Origin of the sequence: Streptomyces scopuliridis RB72, assembly GCF_000718095.1 — a bacterium.
In the GTDB taxonomy this organism is placed as follows: domain Bacteria; phylum Actinomycetota; class Actinomycetes; order Streptomycetales; family Streptomycetaceae; genus Streptomyces; species Streptomyces scopuliridis.
In genome coordinates, this window is record NZ_JOEI01000030.1 from 78,229 (window position 1) to 93,739 (window position 15,511).

14 protein-coding genes and 1 pseudogene are annotated in these 15,511 nt (G+C 70.2%); 11 read left to right on the forward strand and 4 right to left on the reverse strand.

All coding sequences use genetic code 11. The features are described from left to right. Positions 1-56 precede the first annotated feature (56 nt). From IF11_RS0130265 to cutA, 3 genes are all read left to right on the forward strand, one after another. On the forward strand, positions 57-2,822 hold the full coding sequence (locus IF11_RS0130265) for an exo-rhamnogalacturonan lyase family protein (RefSeq protein WP_030354962.1): 2,766 nt from the start codon (positions 57-59) through the stop codon (positions 2,820-2,822). A gap of 29 nt (positions 2,823-2,851) precedes the next feature. Then, positions 2,852-3,526 (forward strand): hypothetical protein, encoded by a 675-nt coding sequence (locus IF11_RS37145; RefSeq protein ID WP_133243180.1) that lies wholly within the window; start codon positions 2,852-2,854, stop codon positions 3,524-3,526. 153 nt (positions 3,527-3,679) lie between these two features. Next, on the forward strand, positions 3,680-4,012 hold the full coding sequence (cutA, locus tag IF11_RS0130275; protein ID WP_030354964.1) for a divalent-cation tolerance protein CutA: 333 nt from the start codon (positions 3,680-3,682) through the stop codon (positions 4,010-4,012). Positions 4,013-4,016: 4 nt separating this feature from the next. Here cutA and IF11_RS0130280 read toward each other — a convergent pair whose 3' ends face one another. After that, positions 4,017-5,354, reverse strand: a complete 1,338-nt coding sequence (locus IF11_RS0130280) for an NsdA family TPR-like regulatory protein (RefSeq protein ID WP_030354965.1) — start codon at positions 5,352-5,354, stop codon at positions 4,017-4,019. 441 nt (positions 5,355-5,795) lie between these two features. Here IF11_RS0130280 and IF11_RS0130285 point away from each other — a divergent pair, with 441 nt between their 5' ends. Beyond that, positions 5,796-6,080, forward strand: coding sequence for a hypothetical protein (locus tag IF11_RS0130285; protein ID WP_338119868.1), 285 nt, complete (start codon positions 5,796-5,798; stop codon positions 6,078-6,080). Further along, positions 6,077-6,349: a hypothetical protein gene (locus IF11_RS0130290; RefSeq protein ID WP_030354967.1), complete on the forward strand. Its 273-nt coding sequence runs from the start codon at positions 6,077-6,079 to the stop codon at positions 6,347-6,349. The genes IF11_RS0130285 and IF11_RS0130290 overlap by 4 nt, the downstream gene beginning before the upstream one ends. Before the next feature lie 121 nt (positions 6,350-6,470). Here the strand turns inward: IF11_RS0130290 and IF11_RS0130295 are convergent, their stop codons facing one another. Beyond that, a complete protein-coding gene (locus IF11_RS0130295; protein ID WP_030354968.1) occupies positions 6,471-7,154 on the reverse strand; it encodes a response regulator in 684 nt (227 codons plus the stop codon). A gap of 149 nt (positions 7,155-7,303) precedes the next feature. On the opposite strand from IF11_RS0130295, the gene IF11_RS0130300 reads away from it, so the two are divergent. The 5 genes and pseudogenes from IF11_RS0130300 to IF11_RS0130320 all read left to right on the forward strand — a co-directional run. Then, the gene (locus tag IF11_RS0130300; RefSeq protein ID WP_030354969.1) at positions 7,304-8,287 is read left to right on the forward strand and encodes a Bug family tripartite tricarboxylate transporter substrate binding protein; all 984 of its coding nucleotides are present in this window, start codon (positions 7,304-7,306) and stop codon (positions 8,285-8,287) included. Then, positions 8,287-8,862 (forward strand): tripartite tricarboxylate transporter TctB family protein, encoded by a 576-nt coding sequence (locus IF11_RS0130305; protein WP_030354970.1) that lies wholly within the window; start codon positions 8,287-8,289, stop codon positions 8,860-8,862. The genes IF11_RS0130300 and IF11_RS0130305 overlap by 1 nt, the downstream gene beginning before the upstream one ends. A gap of 3 nt (positions 8,863-8,865) precedes the next feature. Next, positions 8,866-10,398 (forward strand): tripartite tricarboxylate transporter permease, encoded by a 1,533-nt coding sequence (locus IF11_RS0130310; RefSeq protein WP_030354971.1) that lies wholly within the window; start codon positions 8,866-8,868, stop codon positions 10,396-10,398. Positions 10,399-10,517: 119 nt separating this feature from the next. After that, positions 10,518-11,417, forward strand: coding sequence for an oxidoreductase (locus tag IF11_RS0130315; RefSeq protein ID WP_030354972.1), 900 nt, complete (start codon positions 10,518-10,520; stop codon positions 11,415-11,417). Positions 11,418-11,490: 73 nt separating this feature from the next. Beyond that, positions 11,491-12,585 (forward strand): annotated as a pseudogene (locus IF11_RS0130320) (methyltransferase domain-containing protein); the annotation flags it as partial. 68 nt (positions 12,586-12,653) lie between these two features. On the opposite strand, the gene IF11_RS0130325 reads toward IF11_RS0130320, so the two are convergent. Further along, the gene (locus tag IF11_RS0130325) at positions 12,654-13,607 is read right to left on the reverse strand and encodes a GNAT family N-acetyltransferase (protein ID WP_030354974.1); all 954 of its coding nucleotides are present in this window, start codon (positions 13,605-13,607) and stop codon (positions 12,654-12,656) included. 114 nt (positions 13,608-13,721) lie between these two features. On the opposite strand from IF11_RS0130325, the gene IF11_RS0130330 reads away from it, so the two are divergent. After that, positions 13,722-14,096 (forward strand): GntR family transcriptional regulator, encoded by a 375-nt coding sequence (locus IF11_RS0130330; protein ID WP_030354975.1) that lies wholly within the window; start codon positions 13,722-13,724, stop codon positions 14,094-14,096. 57 nt (positions 14,097-14,153) lie between these two features. Here IF11_RS0130330 and IF11_RS0130335 read toward each other — a convergent pair whose 3' ends face one another. Next, positions 14,154-15,263, reverse strand: coding sequence for a DUF5925 domain-containing protein (locus IF11_RS0130335; protein ID WP_030354976.1), 1,110 nt, complete (start codon positions 15,261-15,263; stop codon positions 14,154-14,156). Between the last annotated feature and the right edge of the window lie 248 nt (positions 15,264-15,511).

The window sequence follows — 15,511 nt, forward strand, 5'->3', positions numbered from 1 at the left end:
TCCCCTCGCACCCCGCACCCCCCACCGCGTCAGCCGCAGGGAAGGATCCGACACCGATGGCTCCGACAGCTCCGATACCTCGCAGGTCTCTGCTCAAGGCGGCCGCTGTCGCGGGCGCCGCCGCGCAGTTCAGCTGGGCGCTCGGCCGGGACGGTGCCCGCGCGGCGGACGCCGGGGCCGCCGCCGCGGACCGTCCCGTCTCGGTGGGCTGGCTGGAGGACGGCGGAGCGGGCGCGGCGCCGGGCAGCACCTTCGGGGTGCCGTGGCCCCGGGGGGTCCACCCGGCCGGTACGGCATTCGCCCTGGCCACCGATGGCGGCGCGGCCGTCCCCGTACAGACCTGGCCCACCGCCTACTGGCCCGACGGCACACTGAAATGGACGGCCCACGCGGTCGGCGGCGCGACGGCGGACGCCGAGCGGTTCACGCTCGCCGCCGGAACCCCGGCCGCTCCGGCGACGAAGGTCACCGTCACGGAGACCCGGACGACCATCACGGTCGACACCGGTGTCATCAAGGCGGTGATCGGCAAGGACGGCCGGGCGCTCGTCCGGTCCGTGACCCGCGGCACGACCCCGATCGCCACCGACGGCCGTCTTGTCCTGCTGCGGCAGGGCGAGTTGGACGACGACGGCGGCCACGGCGGCCGGGGGAGCGCCGCGTGGGAGCGGTTCGACGGCGAGATCAGCGGCGCGAAGACCGAACAGGACGGACCAGTAAGGGCGGTGGTACGCCTCGACGGCAAACACCGCAAGGGAAGCCGTAGTTGGCTGCCGTTCAGTGTGCGGCTCTACTTCTACGCGGGCGCCGAGTCGTTCCGTATGGTCCACACCCTCACCTACGACGGGGACCAGCGGGCCGGCCGGACCACGGGCGACTTCATCCGCGGCCTCGGGGTCCGCTTCACCGTCCCCATGAGGGACGCCGCGTACGACCGCCATATCCGGATCGCCGGGGAGGGCGACGGCTTCCTCACCGAGGCGGTCAAGGGCATCACCGGACTGCGCCGCGACCCTGGCGCGCCCATCCGTACCGCGCAGGTCAGGGGCGAGCGGCTGCCCGACCCCGCCACCTGGGACCAGCGGGTCACCACCCGTCTCGCGGCCATCCCCACCTGGGGCGACTACACGCTCGCCCAGCTCTCCGCCGACGGCTTCACCCTGCGCAAGCGCACCAAACCGGGCCACGGCTGGATCGCGGCGGGCGGCGGCGGCCGGGCGGGCGGCTTCGGATACGTCGGCGGCGTGAGCGGCGGACTCTCCTTCGGGCTGCGCGACTTCTGGCGCCGGCACCCCGCGCAGCTCGACATCCGGGGCGCCGCCGGCGACGCGGCGGAGGTCACGCTCTGGCTCTGGTCGCCCGAGGCCCCGCCGATGGACCTGCGCTTCTACCACGACGGCATGGGCCAGGACACCTATCCCAAACAGCTCGAAGGTCTCAACATCACCTACGAGGACTACGAGCCGGGCTTCGGGACCCCGTACGGCATCGCCCGTACCAGCGAGCTGATGTTCTGGGCCAACGCCGCCACCCCCAGCGCCTCTTCGCTCGTCGCCCAGAACGCGGCGGTACGCACCCCGCCGCAACTCGCCGCGAGCCCCGAGGACCTCAGCGGGGCCGGGGTGTTCGGCGGCCTGTTCGCGCCCGTCGACCGTTCCACCCCCGCCAGGGCGAGGATCGAGGACCAGCTCGACTTCCTCTTCACGTACTACAAGGACCAGGCCGAGCAGCGCCGTTGGTACGGCTTCTGGGACTACGGCGACATCATGCACACCTACGACGAGGACCGGCACCAGTGGCGGTACGACGTGGGCGGCTACGCCTGGGACAACTCCGAACTCTCCCCGGACCTCTGGCTCTGGTACGCCTATCTGCGCTCGGGCCGCGCCGACATCTTCCGCTTCGCCGAGGCACTGACCCGGCACACGGGCGAGGTCGACGTCTACCACCTCGGCGAATGGGCCGGGCTCGGCACCCGGCACGGCGTACAGCACTTCGCGGACAGCGCGAAGCAGCAGCGCATCTCCACCGCCGTCTACCGCCGTCCGTACTACTACCTCACGGCCGACGAGCGCGTGGGCGATCTGATGCACGCCCTGGTCGACTCCGACGAGACGTTCCTCGTCCTCGACCCCCTCCGCAAGGTCCGCACCGAACCGTACGAGCCCGACCGCAACGCCCTGTCCATCGGCTTCGGCACCGACTGGAGCGGGCTCGCCGCCGCCTGGCTCACCGAGTGGGAACGCGGCGGCCCGAAGGCGGCGAAGGCCGAGGCGCGGCTGCGCTCCACCATGGAGACCATCGCCGCGCAGCCCAACGGCTTCGTCCAGGGCTCGGGCCTCTACGACCTCGACACCGGCGGGTTCGCGGTCGCCGAACGGCCCGTGGTGAACGTCTCCCATCTCTCCGCGATGTTCGGCCTGGTCGAGATGTGCGCGGAGCTGATCGGTCTCATCGATCTGCCGGAGTTCGAGAACGCCTGGCTGGACTACTGCCGCTACTTCAACGCGACCAAGGCCGAACAGAAGGCGCGGTACGGAACCGACTTCGGCAGCCTGCTGCTCTTCCAGGGACACTCCCGCCAGGACGCCTACGCGGCGGCGCGGCTGAACGACGACCAACTGGCGGCGCGTGCCTGGCGGAAGTTCTACGACAGCGACGGCTACACCGCGGCGATGGTGTGGGACAAGACACCCCTGGCGGGCCCGGACGTCCTGGAACCGGGGTACGAGAACCTCCGGATCAACAGCAATGAGACGGCGCTCTTCGGGCTGGCCGCCATTCAGAACCTGGCGCTGGTGGGCGACAGGATCACGCCATAGGCTTGAGGCCCTGGACGGGGAAGGGGGCCATGGCCATACGAGGTTTCTGGCGGACGGACGGCCGCGACTTCGCCGACGACTCGTTCGCCATGTGGACTCCGATCGCCCAAGGGCCTCCCCGACAGGGCCAGTTGGTCCGGGCGGACGTTCTTGAGGCGACGCTCGTGTCGTACGCCTCCGACTGGGACGCGATCACGTCTCCCGGCGAAGCGGGCGCGTTCGGCACCGTAGAACGCCGCTGGTCCCGCGCCGGCGGACAACTCGCCCGCGCCCAGCTCCTGGAGATCCGCAGCACACAGACCTTCCACTACCACGGCCCGCACCTGGACACACTCCTCCGCATCCACCCCACCGACGGCCGCGCCCCGTTCGACGTACGCCGGTCGATGACGGTGCCGATGAACTACCTCGCGCTGCTGCACCGTACGAAACAGCTCGTCGTACGCATGGGCCCGAGGGGCCGCTCGTACGATATCGACTGGGAGCGCACCAACCTCCTGGCCGGAACGTCCCCGGCGGTGGTGATCAGCCCCCACGGGCACGTGTTCACACTGACGGGCCGGGCCGACCTGCTCCTGACCCTCATGAGGCTGCTCGCGTCCCACGCTGTCGACCACCTGAGCCACATGTTGGACCTCCGCAACCAGGACCCGGCGGTGGCGGCGCGAGTGATGGATGCCATCCAGCGCGCGCCGGGGCTCTAGCCGAGGTACGGCTGTGCGCGGTGTTCCAGGAAGTGGCGGAGCCGCAGCTGTGTACTCGGTTCGTGCCACGGTCAACTCCTCTGTACGGGCGTCGCTGTTGCCCATACGGCATTGAAGCTCTCGGCCGTAGGCGTGCCGCGTTAGGCTTGGTGCATGGCTGATCTGCTTCAGGTGTCGACGGCGACGGAGAATCGGGAGGACGCCGAGAGGCTGGCACGCTCGGTGGTGGAAGCCCGGCTCGCGGCCGGTGCCCAGATCGTCGGGCCGGTGATTTCCGCCTTCTGGCATCAGGGCGAGTTCGGTACCGGGGAAGAGTGGCAGCTCTTGTTGAAGACCCGCGCCGACCGTTACGCCGATCTTGAGGCGCATTTGCTGCGGCACCATCCGTGGAAGAACCCGGAAGTTTCGGCTGTGCCGATCGTCGCGGGATCGGATGCGTATCTGCGGTGGGTGGAAAGGACCACGGAGCCGGACTCCGCGAACTGACTTCTCAGAGCTTCGCTCTTTCCAGGACTTCGGCCACAGCCGGGACTTCGTGGTGACCGCTGAGTTGCCGAAGGATCGGAGCCAGGCGCGCGCGTGGGCGAACGGAGGCGACCCCGGCTGAGAGTTCCAGGGCGCGGCCGGTGACAGCGGCAGCCTGTTCGACTTCTCCGGCGGCCAGGTAGGAGTCGGCGAGCCAGGAGAGATACAGGCTCTTGTCGCGTGCGTGGGTGTCGTCGTATTGGGCCAGCACATCTTCCAGGACGGGGACCGCGCGAAGTGGTCGGCGAAGTTCGGTCCAGCATCGGCCGGTCATGACCTGGAGTTCATTGCGGTCCACCCAGGCTGCCCAGTCGGGTTGTGGGTTTCCGTTGCCTTCGTTGAGCGCGGTTTCGGCGACGTTGAGAGCGCGTTCGGTCTCGCTGGCGTTCCCAGAGATGGCATATGTCCACGCGAGACGTTCATGCAGCAGTGCGCGTACGCCGGGCGCGGCATCCGGGCCTGCGATGCGGCACGCCTGAATGGCGGTCTCTATACCTGCGGTGTGGTCGGCATCAACTCTCTGATACGCGAGGAAGGCGAGAGCATTTCCGGCCAGCGCGGCGTCTCTTGATTCGACGGCGGCATGGCGGCTGTCCTCGTAGAGGCTGCGGGCGTCAGCGTGCTTGCCCGCATCGAATGCGGCCCATCCGGCCTGCTGGGCCTGCTCGGACAAGACCGAAAGCAGAGCACGCCTAGTCTCTTCCGTGTAACTTCCTTCTCGAAGCAACGCTTTGGTGGCCTGGTACTCGCCGAGATAGACACGGAACGTGTCGCCACCGCCCAGAACCTCGTCGAGTCGACGCAAACGCGCGGTCCGTTGACGCAACTGCTCGGGCACCTGGCTGCCTACACGACGGCCGCTGTTGGCTTGAGTCAGGTCCGGCAGTCCTACTACCAATCCGGCCCCGGCCGAAGCTTTGAAAAACTCTCTGCGCAGCACTGTGTCTGTCCCCTCTCGATTGACGATCGCGTTGCCTGTTGGCGCGGTCGAGGCGTGACAGGGTAGGTTTGCCATTTCCCACTCGCGGGGAGCGAGACCGAGTAAGTGTCCTGGGATACGCAGGGCGTCTGCGATCTTCGCAATCTTGTCGAACGAGGTGATGCTGCCTCGACCTCGCGCCAGTGTGCCTACTCGTTCGGGCTTGATATCGCACTCGGCAGCAATCTTCGAATAGCTGATCTTGGCCACGTCGCGCGCCAGCGAGAAGACAACGCCGAAGTCGTGAGCCGCAATCGCGGCTCGCATCTTTTCCTGGTCCAGAAGATCGCCCGGCAGAGCCGTCGGCGGTTGGTAAACGGTCATAGTGGTGCCCCATTGCGCCTGCTGGTGACAGTGTGTCCCACTTCCCTACGCGTCAGCCTACCCATCAAGGGGATACCCGCGTGCGGGAAGCCGGCGGCGTGACTCTGAAGCACAGTTGGCGCTGAAAGACCCCCGCGACGATGCGAGCGTCCGGAGGCATGGCCAACGCTGCCTGAGGAGCGTCAACATGACGAACGATATCCCCCCGATCGTGAACTGGCTTTGGCGGCTATTGTCGCCTTCTGTGGACCGTCATCGGGAGGTCGGTGCGAGCCGCGTGGAGTGTCCGTATGTACCGACAATGGGCCTGCCGCGTGCGCCTGACCCGTACGTCTGGCGTACGGATCTGATGTGCGGCGCGCACCGGACGGCGGTGGCGGCATGAGTACGCATCCCCGGTTGCTCCCGTGGCTTGGCCCGGCCGGGCAACGCTCGTATCTGGTGACCGATGAGAGCGGCGACAGCTACTTGTCGCAGCTGGCCGACGAGATGGAAGCGGTGCAGCTCGGCGCGGGTGAGGCCGTGCTCGGTCATGCCGCGGAGATGCTCAGTGATCACAAGGTGGAGGCCTGGGAGCTCCGGTTCCTGGGGCACCGGTTGTGCGAGGCATTGCGTGACGCGTTGCGTGTCGCTGAAAGCAGGGGCGGACGGCTGTCCGCACCCGCCGACGATGGCGCCGATGAGCCGGACGACAGCCCGCCGTGCCGCGAAGGAGATCCCGCATGAGCCGCGCCGCGCGGGGAAGGCCGCAGTGGCTCATCGAGCTGGCGCCGGACCGGTCTCCGCGTCGCGAGCAGGGCGGTCAACTGACGCTGCCGCTCGGGATCGTCCACCTCGGTGAGCCCGTTGCCACCGCCCGGCTGACACTCACCGTGGCCGAGGCGGAACAGCTTCATGCCGCGCTCTGCTACGCCCTGAATGGTGAGCCCGTGCCCGACGACGCGCCGGAGTGCCGTAAGCCGATCCAGTACGCCGGCGGCCGGCCGCGCTTCTGACCTCTGCCCGGCGCGTGGCCCGGGCTCGGGCGGTTCGGTCTCACCGTCGCGGGTAGCGGTGGGCAGCGGGTGTGGCTGGGGTGGCCCGGGAAGCCCGTAACCCCGTGGACCCGTTACGCGTTCAGCCGCGCCAGCGATAGCGGCGTTCCGGGCGGCCCGTGCCGCCGTAGCGGAGCGTTATTTCCGCTCGGCCCGTGGTCGCGAAGTACTCCAGGTAGCGGCGGGCGCTCACCCGCGACAGGGCGCCGGCCTCGGCGCATTCCGTGGCCGAGAGGCCGTCCGCGTGTGCGCGCAGGACGCGCTCCACCAAGTCGGCCGTGTGCGGGGCCAGGCCCTTCGGGAGGCCGCGGCTGCCGGGTGGGCGGGTGCCGAAGATGTGGTCCACGTCTTCCTGGCGCGCTTCGCCCAGGCCGGCCAGGCGTGAGCGCAGGGAGGCGACATGGCGCAGCTGCTCCTGGAGCGCCGCCTGGCTGAAGGGCTTGATCAGATAGTGCAGGGCGCCCGCGCGCAGCGCCGCCCTGATCACGCCCGCGTCCCGCGCCGCCGTGATGAACAGCGCGTCGACGCTGTTAGGTCTTCGGTCCCGTTCCTCCGCCGCCCGCAGCTCGCGCAGTACGGCGATCCCGTCCATATCGGGCAGATAGATATCGAGCAGGACAAGGTCCGGCCACAGCCGCTCGGCGGCGCGCAGCGCCTCGGCACCGCTGTGCGCCACCCCGACGACCGTAAACCCGTCCATCGCGGACACATAGCGGCTGTGCAGCTTCGCGACCATGAAGTCGTCGTCCACCACCAGCACTTTCATCACGCCGACACGCTAAGCCGCGACCACAACGACCACAACGTCCGTTGATTCCGGAAGAGAGACAGCTTGTTAACGCGAAGGCAACATGTGGCCCACTTCACAGCTCTTCGCGCACATCTCGGCGCGCAGCATTCCGAAAGGCGGAACACGTGCGATTGCGCACCCCCCTGGCCCTGCTCGGGTCGGCGCTGCTGGTGCTGGTGGGGCCGCCGCTGCTCACCGCGGGCAGCGGCGCCGACACCGGTACGCAGATCCCCGGCCTGCGCTTCATGGTCCCCAACACCCCCGGCGGCGGTTACGACATCACGGCCCGCACCCTGGCCAAGAACGCCGAGGACGCCGAACTGACCCACAACATCGAGGTGTTCAACCTGCCCGGGGCCGGCGGGACCGTCGGGCTCACCCGGCTCGTCGGTGAGCACGGCAACGGCAAGCTCGCGATGTCGATGGGGCTCGGGGTGGTCGGCGCGGTCCACACCAACAAGTCGCCCAAGACTCTCGCCGACACGACCCCGATCGCCCGGATCACCGAGGAATCGGACATCGTCGTCGTCGGCAAGGACTCCCCGTTCAAGACCATCGACGACCTGCTGACGGCCTGGAAGGCCAATCCGGCCAAGGTGCCGGTCGGCGGCGGATCGTCGCCCGGCGGGCCCGACCATCTCGCCCCCATGCTGATGGCGAAGGCCGCGGGCATCGCCCCGAAGACGGTCAACTACGTGCCGTTCGACGGCGGCGGCGAGCTCCTCGCCTCGATCCTCGGCAACAAGGTCTCCTTCGGCGTCTCCGGCGTCGGCGAGTATCTCGACCAGATCGAATCGGGTGAGCTGCGGCTCCTCGCGGTCACCGGCCCCGAGCGGATCCCCGGCCTGGACGCCCCCACCCTGCGCGAGTCCGGCCTCGACACCGACTTCACCAACTGGCGCGGCATCGTCGCCCCGCCGGGAATCTCCGACGCCGAGCGCACCAAGCTTCTCGCCTTCATCGAGAAGCTCCACGACTCGCCCCAGTGGCGGGACTCCCTCAAGAAGAACGGCTGGGACGACGCGTTCCTGACCGGCGAGAAGTTCGGTGACTTCCTCGCCGAGGAAGACCGCCGCGTGGACTCGGTCCTGAAGGAGCTGGGACTGTGATGACGCCCACCGGCACACCGGAAACGCCGAACAAGCCGGAAGCTTCCGGAGCCCCAGGAACACCGGAATCCACCCCCGGCGCCCGCTCCTGGCTGCGCGAGCACTCCGAGATCGGCGTCGGACTCCTCCTGCTCGTCCTCGGTGTCCTCGTCCTCACCGACGCGCTCACCATGAACGTCGACATCACCCAGCGCGGCCCCGTCGGCCCCAAGACCGTCCCGGTCGTGGTCGGCATCGGCCTGCTCATCGTCGCCGTACTGCTCACCCTCGACGTCCTGCGCGGTGGCCGCGGCGAGGCGGAGGGCGGCGAGGACATCGACCTGGCGGAACCCAGCGACTGGCGGACCGTACTGCTGCTCGCCGGTGTCTTCCTCGGCAACGCCGTCCTCATCGGCCCGCTCGGCTTCCCGATCTCCGGCGCCCTGCTCTTCTGGGGCTCGGCGTACGCGCTCGGCAGCCGCCACTACGACCGTGACCCGCTGATCGCCGCGGGCCTCGCGCTGGTCACCTACTTCGTCTTCAACAACCTGCTCGGTGTCCCCCTCCCCGGTGGCCCGCTGATGGGGGTGCTGTAACCGATGGACTCCCTGAACTCGCTCATCGACGGCTTCGGTACGGCGCTCACGCCGATGAATCTGCTCTGGGCCGCGATAGGCGTGCTGCTCGGCACGGCCATCGGGGTCCTGCCCGGCATCGGCCCCGCCATGGCGGTCGCGCTGCTGCTCCCGGTGACGTACGGGCTCGAACCGACCGGTGCGTTCATCATGTTCGCCGGTATCTACTACGGCGCGATGTTCGGCGGCTCGACGACCTCGATCCTGCTCAACACCCCGGGTGAGAGCGCCGCCGTCGTGGCCGCCATCGAGGGCAACCCGATGGCCAAGGCCGGACGGGGAGCGCAGGCGCTCGCCGCGGCGGCCGGCGGGCACTTCGCCGGCGGCATGATCGGCACGATCCTGCTGGTGGTCCTCGCGCCCACCGTCGCCTCGCTCGCCGTCGACATCGGCGCCCCCGACTACTTCGCGATCATGGTGCTGGCGTTCATCGCCGTCACCTCCGTCCTCGGCTCCTCCCGGATCCGCGGACTCGCCTCGCTGCTCATCGGACTCACCCTCGGTCTGGTCGGCCTCGACCAGATGACCGGCCAGCAGCGGCTGACCTTCGGCACGCTCCAGCTCGCCGACGGCATCGACGTGGTGATCGTCGCGGTCGGGCTCTTCGCGATCGGCGAGGCGCTCTGGGTCGCCGCGCATCTGCGGCGCACCACGGGCGAGGCGATCCCGGTCGGCCGCCCCTGGCTCGGCAAGAAGGACGTCCGCCGCACCTGGCGGCCCTGGCTGCGCGGCCCGCTCATCGGCTTCCCGTTCGGCGCGATCCCGGCCGGCGGCGCGGAGATCCCGACGTTCCTCTCGTACGTCACGGAGAAGCGGCTCTCCAAGCACAAGGACGAGTTCGGCAAGGGCGCCATCGAGGGCGTGGCGGGACCCGAGTCCGCGGCCTCCGCCTCGGCGGCCGGGACGCTGGTCTCCATGCTGACCCTCGGACTGCCCACGACGGCCGTCGCCGCCGTGATGCTCGCCGCCTTCCAGCAGTACGGCATCCAGCCGGGACCACTGCTCTTCGAACGTGAACCCGACCTGGTCTGGGGCCTGATCGCCTCGCTCTTCGTCGGCATGGTGCTGCTGCTCGCGCTCAACCTGCCGCTCGCGCCGGTCTGGGCCAAGCTGCTGCGCGTCCCGCGCCCCTATCTCTACGCGGGCATCCTCTTCTTCGCGGCCGTCGGCGCGTACGCGGTCGGCGGGGAGGCGCTCGACCTGGTCATCCTGCTGATCATCGGTCTGATCGGCTTCGGTATGCGACGGTACGGACTGCCGGTGCTGCCGGCCGTGATCGGCGTCATCCTGGGCCCGGCCGCCGAACAGCAGCTGCGGCGCGCGCTCCAGATCAGCGACGGAAGCGTGACCGGACTGTTCAACACGCCCTTCTCCGTGACGGTGTACGCGGTGATCGTGCTGCTGCTGGCCTGGCCGGGGGTGAAGAAGCTGATCGCGCTGCGCCGGGACCGCGGTGACCGTAGTGACCGCGGTGACCGCAGCGATGTGACGGTGTGACGTACGAGGACTGACGTGGCCATCCGCCCCGCGACCACCACTCCGGTGGTCGCGGGGCGGATGCGTACGGCAAGGACGGCCGACCCCGACCCCACACGGCCGTATGGCACACTCCCCCGATGACCTCGAAGACGATCACCGCGGACTCCGCGGGCAGTTGGCGGCTCGGCGACAGAACAGTCAACCGGATCGGCTTCGGCGCGATGCGCCTGACGGCGAACGCCGACGGCACCCCGAGCGACCGCGACCGGGCGATCAGCGTGCTCCGCCGCGCGGTCGAGCTGGGGGTGAACCACATTGACACCGCCGCGTTCTACTTCTCGTCGCTGCGGTCCGCCAACGAGCTGATCAACCGGGCGCTGGGCCCGTACCCGGACGACCTCGTCATCACCACCAAGGTCGGTCCCGGCAAGGACCCGTCGGGCGACTGGCTGTGGGCCACTCCGGAGCAGCTGCGCGGACAGGTCGAGGAGAATCTGCGCCAACTCGGCCGGGACCACCTCGACGTGGTCAACCTGCGTATCCCGAGACTGCGGACCACCGGCTCGATCGCCGAGCACTTCGGCGCGCTGGCCGAGCTGCGCACCGCGGGGCTCATCCGCCACCTGGGCGTCTCCAACGTCAGGCCCGACCACCTCGCGGAGGCGCGGGCCATCGCGCCGGTGGTCTGTGTGCAGAACCCCTACGGTATCGACGCGCGGCCCGAGGACCATGAGTTCCTCCGCGCCTGCGGCGAACAGGGCATCGCGTTCGTGCCGTTCTTCGCGATCGCCGGAGCCGGGCGGGAGGCGGGCGCGAGCGGTACCGAGAGCGAGGACGTACGCGCCGTCGCGCGGGCGCACGGGGCGAGCGCCGCGCAGGTCAGGCTGGCATGGACGCTCCAGCGCGGGCCGCATGTGCTGGCCATTCCGGGCACCGGCAATCCGGATCACGTGGCCGACAACGTGGCCGCCGGCGCGCTGCGGCTCTCGGCCGACGAGGTGAGCCGTCTCGCATCCCCCCACCAGACGGGGGAATGAGCGAAAGCCCCTGCCATTGCGGGCGTTGTCCGAGGCCAGGGGCGTTGTCAGTGGTGGCTGGCAGTATCGGGACATGACGACGATCGACTGGGATTCCCTCGCCGACTCCTTCGACCAGGAGCCCGATCACGGGCTGCTCGACCCCGACGTCCGCGCCGCCTGGGCCGCCCGGCTGGAGGGCTGGCTGCCTGGGGAGCCCTCCCGGGTGCTCGACCTCGGGTGCGGTACGGGCAGCCTGGCCCTGCTCGCCGCCGAGCAGGGCCATCGGGTGACGGCCGTCGATCTCTCGCCCCGCATGGTGGGTCTGGCCAGGTCCAAGCTGGCGGGTACCGACGCGGAGGTGCTGGTCGGTGACGCGGGGCGGCCGCCGGTGGGGGAGCGGACGTTCGATGTGGTCCTGGCCCGTCATGTGCTCTGGATGCTGCCGGATCCCGAAGAGGCCCTGCGGCACTGGGCGTCGCTGCTGCGGCCGGGCGGCCGGCTGGTGCTGATCGAAGGGGTCTGGTCCGGTACGGGCCTGCCCGCCGCCCGGCTCACCGCCGCCCTGGCCCTGCTGACCGAACGGGTCCACCACGAGCGGCTCTCCGCGGATCCCGCCCTCTGGGGCCGCCCGGTGGACGACGAGCGGTACGCGCTGATCGCCCGGTCCGCCACGCCCCGGCGCCATGCCGAAGTGGTCGACGTCCATCTGATCCTGCGCAGGGGCGACGAGGTCCTGCTCGCCCGCCGCTCCGGCACGGGCTACGGGGACGGCCTGCTCAACGGCCCCTCCGGACATGTCGAGCAGGGCGAGGACGTCCGTACGGCCATGATCCGTGAGGCGTGCGAGGAGATCGGCGTCGAGCTGACCCCCGCCGATCTGCGCGTCGCGCTGGTCATGCAGCACCGGGGGCCGGCCGGACAGCCCCGGATCGGCTGGTTCTTCGAGGCCGAGTACGGCGCCGGGGGCGAGCCGTTCAACCGCGAGCCGGAGAAGTGCTCCGGCCTCTCCTGGCATCCGCTGTCCGCCCTCCCGGACGATCTGGTCGCCTACTGCCGCGCGGGCCTCGACGCCTACCGCGCCGGCGAACGCTTCGTCATCCACTGGCACGAGGACGACGACCCGATCGCCCACACCCCGGGCAGCCAGGACCGGTCCGTCATCCTGCCCGCCACGCACCGGGAGACGGCCTCGACGCCGGGCCGGTCCGGTGACTGAGGATGCCCGCGACGGGCCATGGCTAATTCAGGCCGGTTTCAGGCCGGTTCACCGGGGCGGTGGGGGCGTCGGCCCAGGGTGCGGACGTGGCGTATTTCCGACCCGCAGATCTCGTAGCCGAACCACCGGTTGACCGCCAGCATCGGGCCGTTGGCCCCGTCGTTCGCGGTGTACGCGTCCAGGTAGCCCGCCGTCCGGGCGCGATGGAGGGAGTCCGTCTTGGCGAGCTTGGCCAGGCCCCGGCCGCGGAAGGCGCGGCGCGTGCCCGTCATGGCGGTCAGATAGCGGGTGGCGCCGTCGGTATGGGCCAAAGTGAACGCGGCGACCTGGCCGTCCACCTCCACCACCGTCGTCAGCCCACGGTCCAGACACGGGTGGTTCCAGGTGTGGTTCAGCCAGTCGTCGTAGTCGTCCAGGCCCGTGCTGATGTCGCTCGGCTCGTCGGACGTCACCTCCGCGTCCGCCTCGAACAGCGGGCGCGGATCGGCCGCGTACTCCGCCGCCGTACGCAGCACCACCCCCGCGGGCAGCTCCGCCGGCAGCCCTGGCAGGGCGCCCCCCGCCAGATCGAGGCGCTGGAAGTGCGCGAGACGCGTCGGGCGGTAGCCGCGGCGCTCGGCGAAGGCGATGCTGGACGGCTCGTCCAACGCCCAGGCGTAGACGCTCGTCGCGCCGTGCGCCGCGAGATGTTCCTCGGCGGTACGGAGGATCAGCGACCCGGCGCCACGGCCCCGGCGCTCCGGATGGACCTGCGGGGTGACCGACGCCTGGCCCGGGTCGCTGCTGTCGTACGCGATGCCGACATGCGCCGTTCCGATGATCTCCCCCGCCTCCTCGGCGACGAGCAGGCGGTACTTCTTGGCCGGGTTGGCGGTCGCCACATCGAACAGGACGGCCTCCTCGGTCGTGATGAGGAACGGAACGCAGGCGCGTCGCAGCCGGACGACGGCCTCGGCGTCGTCGGGGCGGAAATCACGGACAGTCACATTCATGGAGCGCGAGACTACGGGCGCGCGCCTCGGTCCGCCTCTCCTTTTCCCGTCGCGTTCCGGCCACCCCTGCCGTGTACCGCCCGGCGCCCCTGGGTCGTGGGGGAGAATCGGCCCGTGACCTTGAAGATCGTGATCGACCCGGCCGCCACCACCGCTCCGTACGAACAGCTGCGCACCCAGATCTCCGCGAAGGCGCGGTCCGGTGCGCTGCCGGTCGGATACAGACTTCCGACCGTACGGGGGCTCGCCGAGGAGCTGGGGCTGGCCGCCAACACCGTCGCCAAGGCATATCGCGCGCTGGAGACCGACGGGGTGATCGAGACCCGGGGCAGAAACGGTACGTTCGTCGCCGCCGCGGGGGAGGCCGCCGAGCGGGAGACCGCGGCGGCCGCACGGGCCTACGCGGAGCGCGCCCAGCGCCTGGGGCTCGGCCGGGCCGCCGCGCTCGCCGCGGTGGAGGAAGCGGTGCGGGCCGTCTACGCCAGGTGACCGGAAGCGGCACGGGCGGCTGCCGGCCGACGGACAACGGGCCCGGAATGCCGGGCGTCAGAGGTAGAGGCCCGCGTCCTCGCCCGTGTGCTGGGCCGGCACCGACGCCGGGCCGGTGCCCCGGCGCAGCGCGTACAGCTCCGCCAGCGTCGCCCCCTCGCGGCCGACCGCCGTCTCCCATTCGCCGTCCTCCCTGCTCAGCCAGGACAGCGCCTCCGAACGGGTCAGCGAGCCGACCTCGATCCTGGCCAGACAGCGGCCCGGCCGGACCACCGCCGGATGCAGCCGCTCCAGGTCCTCGTTGGTCGTCACCCCCACCAGGACGTTCCTGCCCTGGCCGAGCAGTCCGTCGGTGAGGTTCAGCAGCCGCGAAAGCGCCTGTCCCGCCGTGTGCTTGGCCTCGCCGCGGATCAGCTCGTCGCAGTCCTCCAGGAGCAGCAGCCGCCAGCGGCCCTTGGCCGAGCCGTCGTCCTCGCCGATCGCGATGTCCATCAGATAGCCGACATCGTTGAAGAGCCGCTCGGGGTCGAGCACACAGTCCACCTGGCACCAGTCGCGCCACGAACGGGCCAGCGTGCGCAGCGCGGAGGTCTTGCCGGTGCCCGGCGGGCCGTGCAGCAGGAGCAGCCGGCCCGCGATGTCGTCCGGGGTCACCTTCATCAGCCGGTCCATCGCGTCGGCCACCGGCGCGGTGTAGTTGGGCCTGACCTCGTCCCACGTACCCGCCGCGATCTGCCGGGTGGTGCGGTGCGGGCCGCGGCGCGGTGAGACGTACCAGAAGCCCATGGTCACGTTCTCGGGCTGCGGTTCCGGCTCGTCCTGCGCGCCGTCGGTCACCTGGTGGTGGATCTTCTCGGCCAGTTCGGAGCTGACCGCCGTCACCGTGACATCGGCGCCCCGGTTCCAGCGGGACACCAGCAGCGTCCAGCCGGCGCCCTCGGCGAGCGTCGCGCTGCGGTCGTCGTCGCGGGCGGAGCGCAGCACGGTCGCGTCCGGCGGCAGCAGGGTCACACCCGTTCTGACCCGGTCGATCGTGGAGCTGTGGGAGTACGGCTGCTCGCCCGTGGCGAAGCGGCCGAGGAACAGCGCGTCGACCACATCCGAGGGCGAGTCGCTGTCGTCGACGTTGAGCCGGATCGGCAGGGCGTCCTGAGGCTTGGCAGACATGCCGCCCATGATCCGGCACAGGGGCGGCCGATGCACGGTGTTTTGCCCTGTGGCGGCGGCTTGGGGCGGAAGGTTCCGGGGCCGGTCCGCCCGCGACCAGGTCCTGTCCGGTCGATCTTCGCGGATCAGGCCCGGCGTCTGGTGCACTACGTTCGCTGCGCTCTCTTCGTCTCGGCGCCTTGATTCCTCCCTGGATGCCGAGCGGCGATCGCAAGGCGGAGGATCGGCGTTGTGGATGGCCCGGCCGT

Coding starts and splice junctions, on each gene's coding strand:
- IF11_RS0130265 (WP_030354962.1), top strand. CDS start 57: ATGGCTCCGACAGCTCCGATACCTCGCAGGTCTCTGCTCAAGGCGGCC.
- IF11_RS37145 (WP_133243180.1), top strand. CDS start 2,852: ATGGCCATACGAGGTTTCTGGCGGACGGACGGCCGCGACTTCGCCGAC.
- cutA (WP_030354964.1), top strand. CDS start 3,680: ATGGCTGATCTGCTTCAGGTGTCGACGGCGACGGAGAATCGGGAGGAC.
- IF11_RS0130280 (WP_030354965.1), bottom strand. CDS start 5,354: ATGACCGTTTACCAACCGCCGACGGCTCTGCCGGGCGATCTTCTGGAC.
- IF11_RS0130290 (WP_030354967.1), top strand. CDS start 6,077: ATGAGCCGCGCCGCGCGGGGAAGGCCGCAGTGGCTCATCGAGCTGGCG.
- IF11_RS0130295 (WP_030354968.1), bottom strand. CDS start 7,154: ATGAAAGTGCTGGTGGTGGACGACGACTTCATGGTCGCGAAGCTGCAC.
- IF11_RS0130305 (WP_030354970.1), top strand. CDS start 8,287: ATGACGCCCACCGGCACACCGGAAACGCCGAACAAGCCGGAAGCTTCC.
- IF11_RS0130310 (WP_030354971.1), top strand. CDS start 8,866: ATGGACTCCCTGAACTCGCTCATCGACGGCTTCGGTACGGCGCTCACG.
- IF11_RS0130315 (WP_030354972.1), top strand. CDS start 10,518: ATGACCTCGAAGACGATCACCGCGGACTCCGCGGGCAGTTGGCGGCTC.
- IF11_RS0130325 (WP_030354974.1), bottom strand. CDS start 13,607: ATGAATGTGACTGTCCGTGATTTCCGCCCCGACGACGCCGAGGCCGTC.
- IF11_RS0130335 (WP_030354976.1), bottom strand. CDS start 15,263: ATGTCTGCCAAGCCTCAGGACGCCCTGCCGATCCGGCTCAACGTCGAC.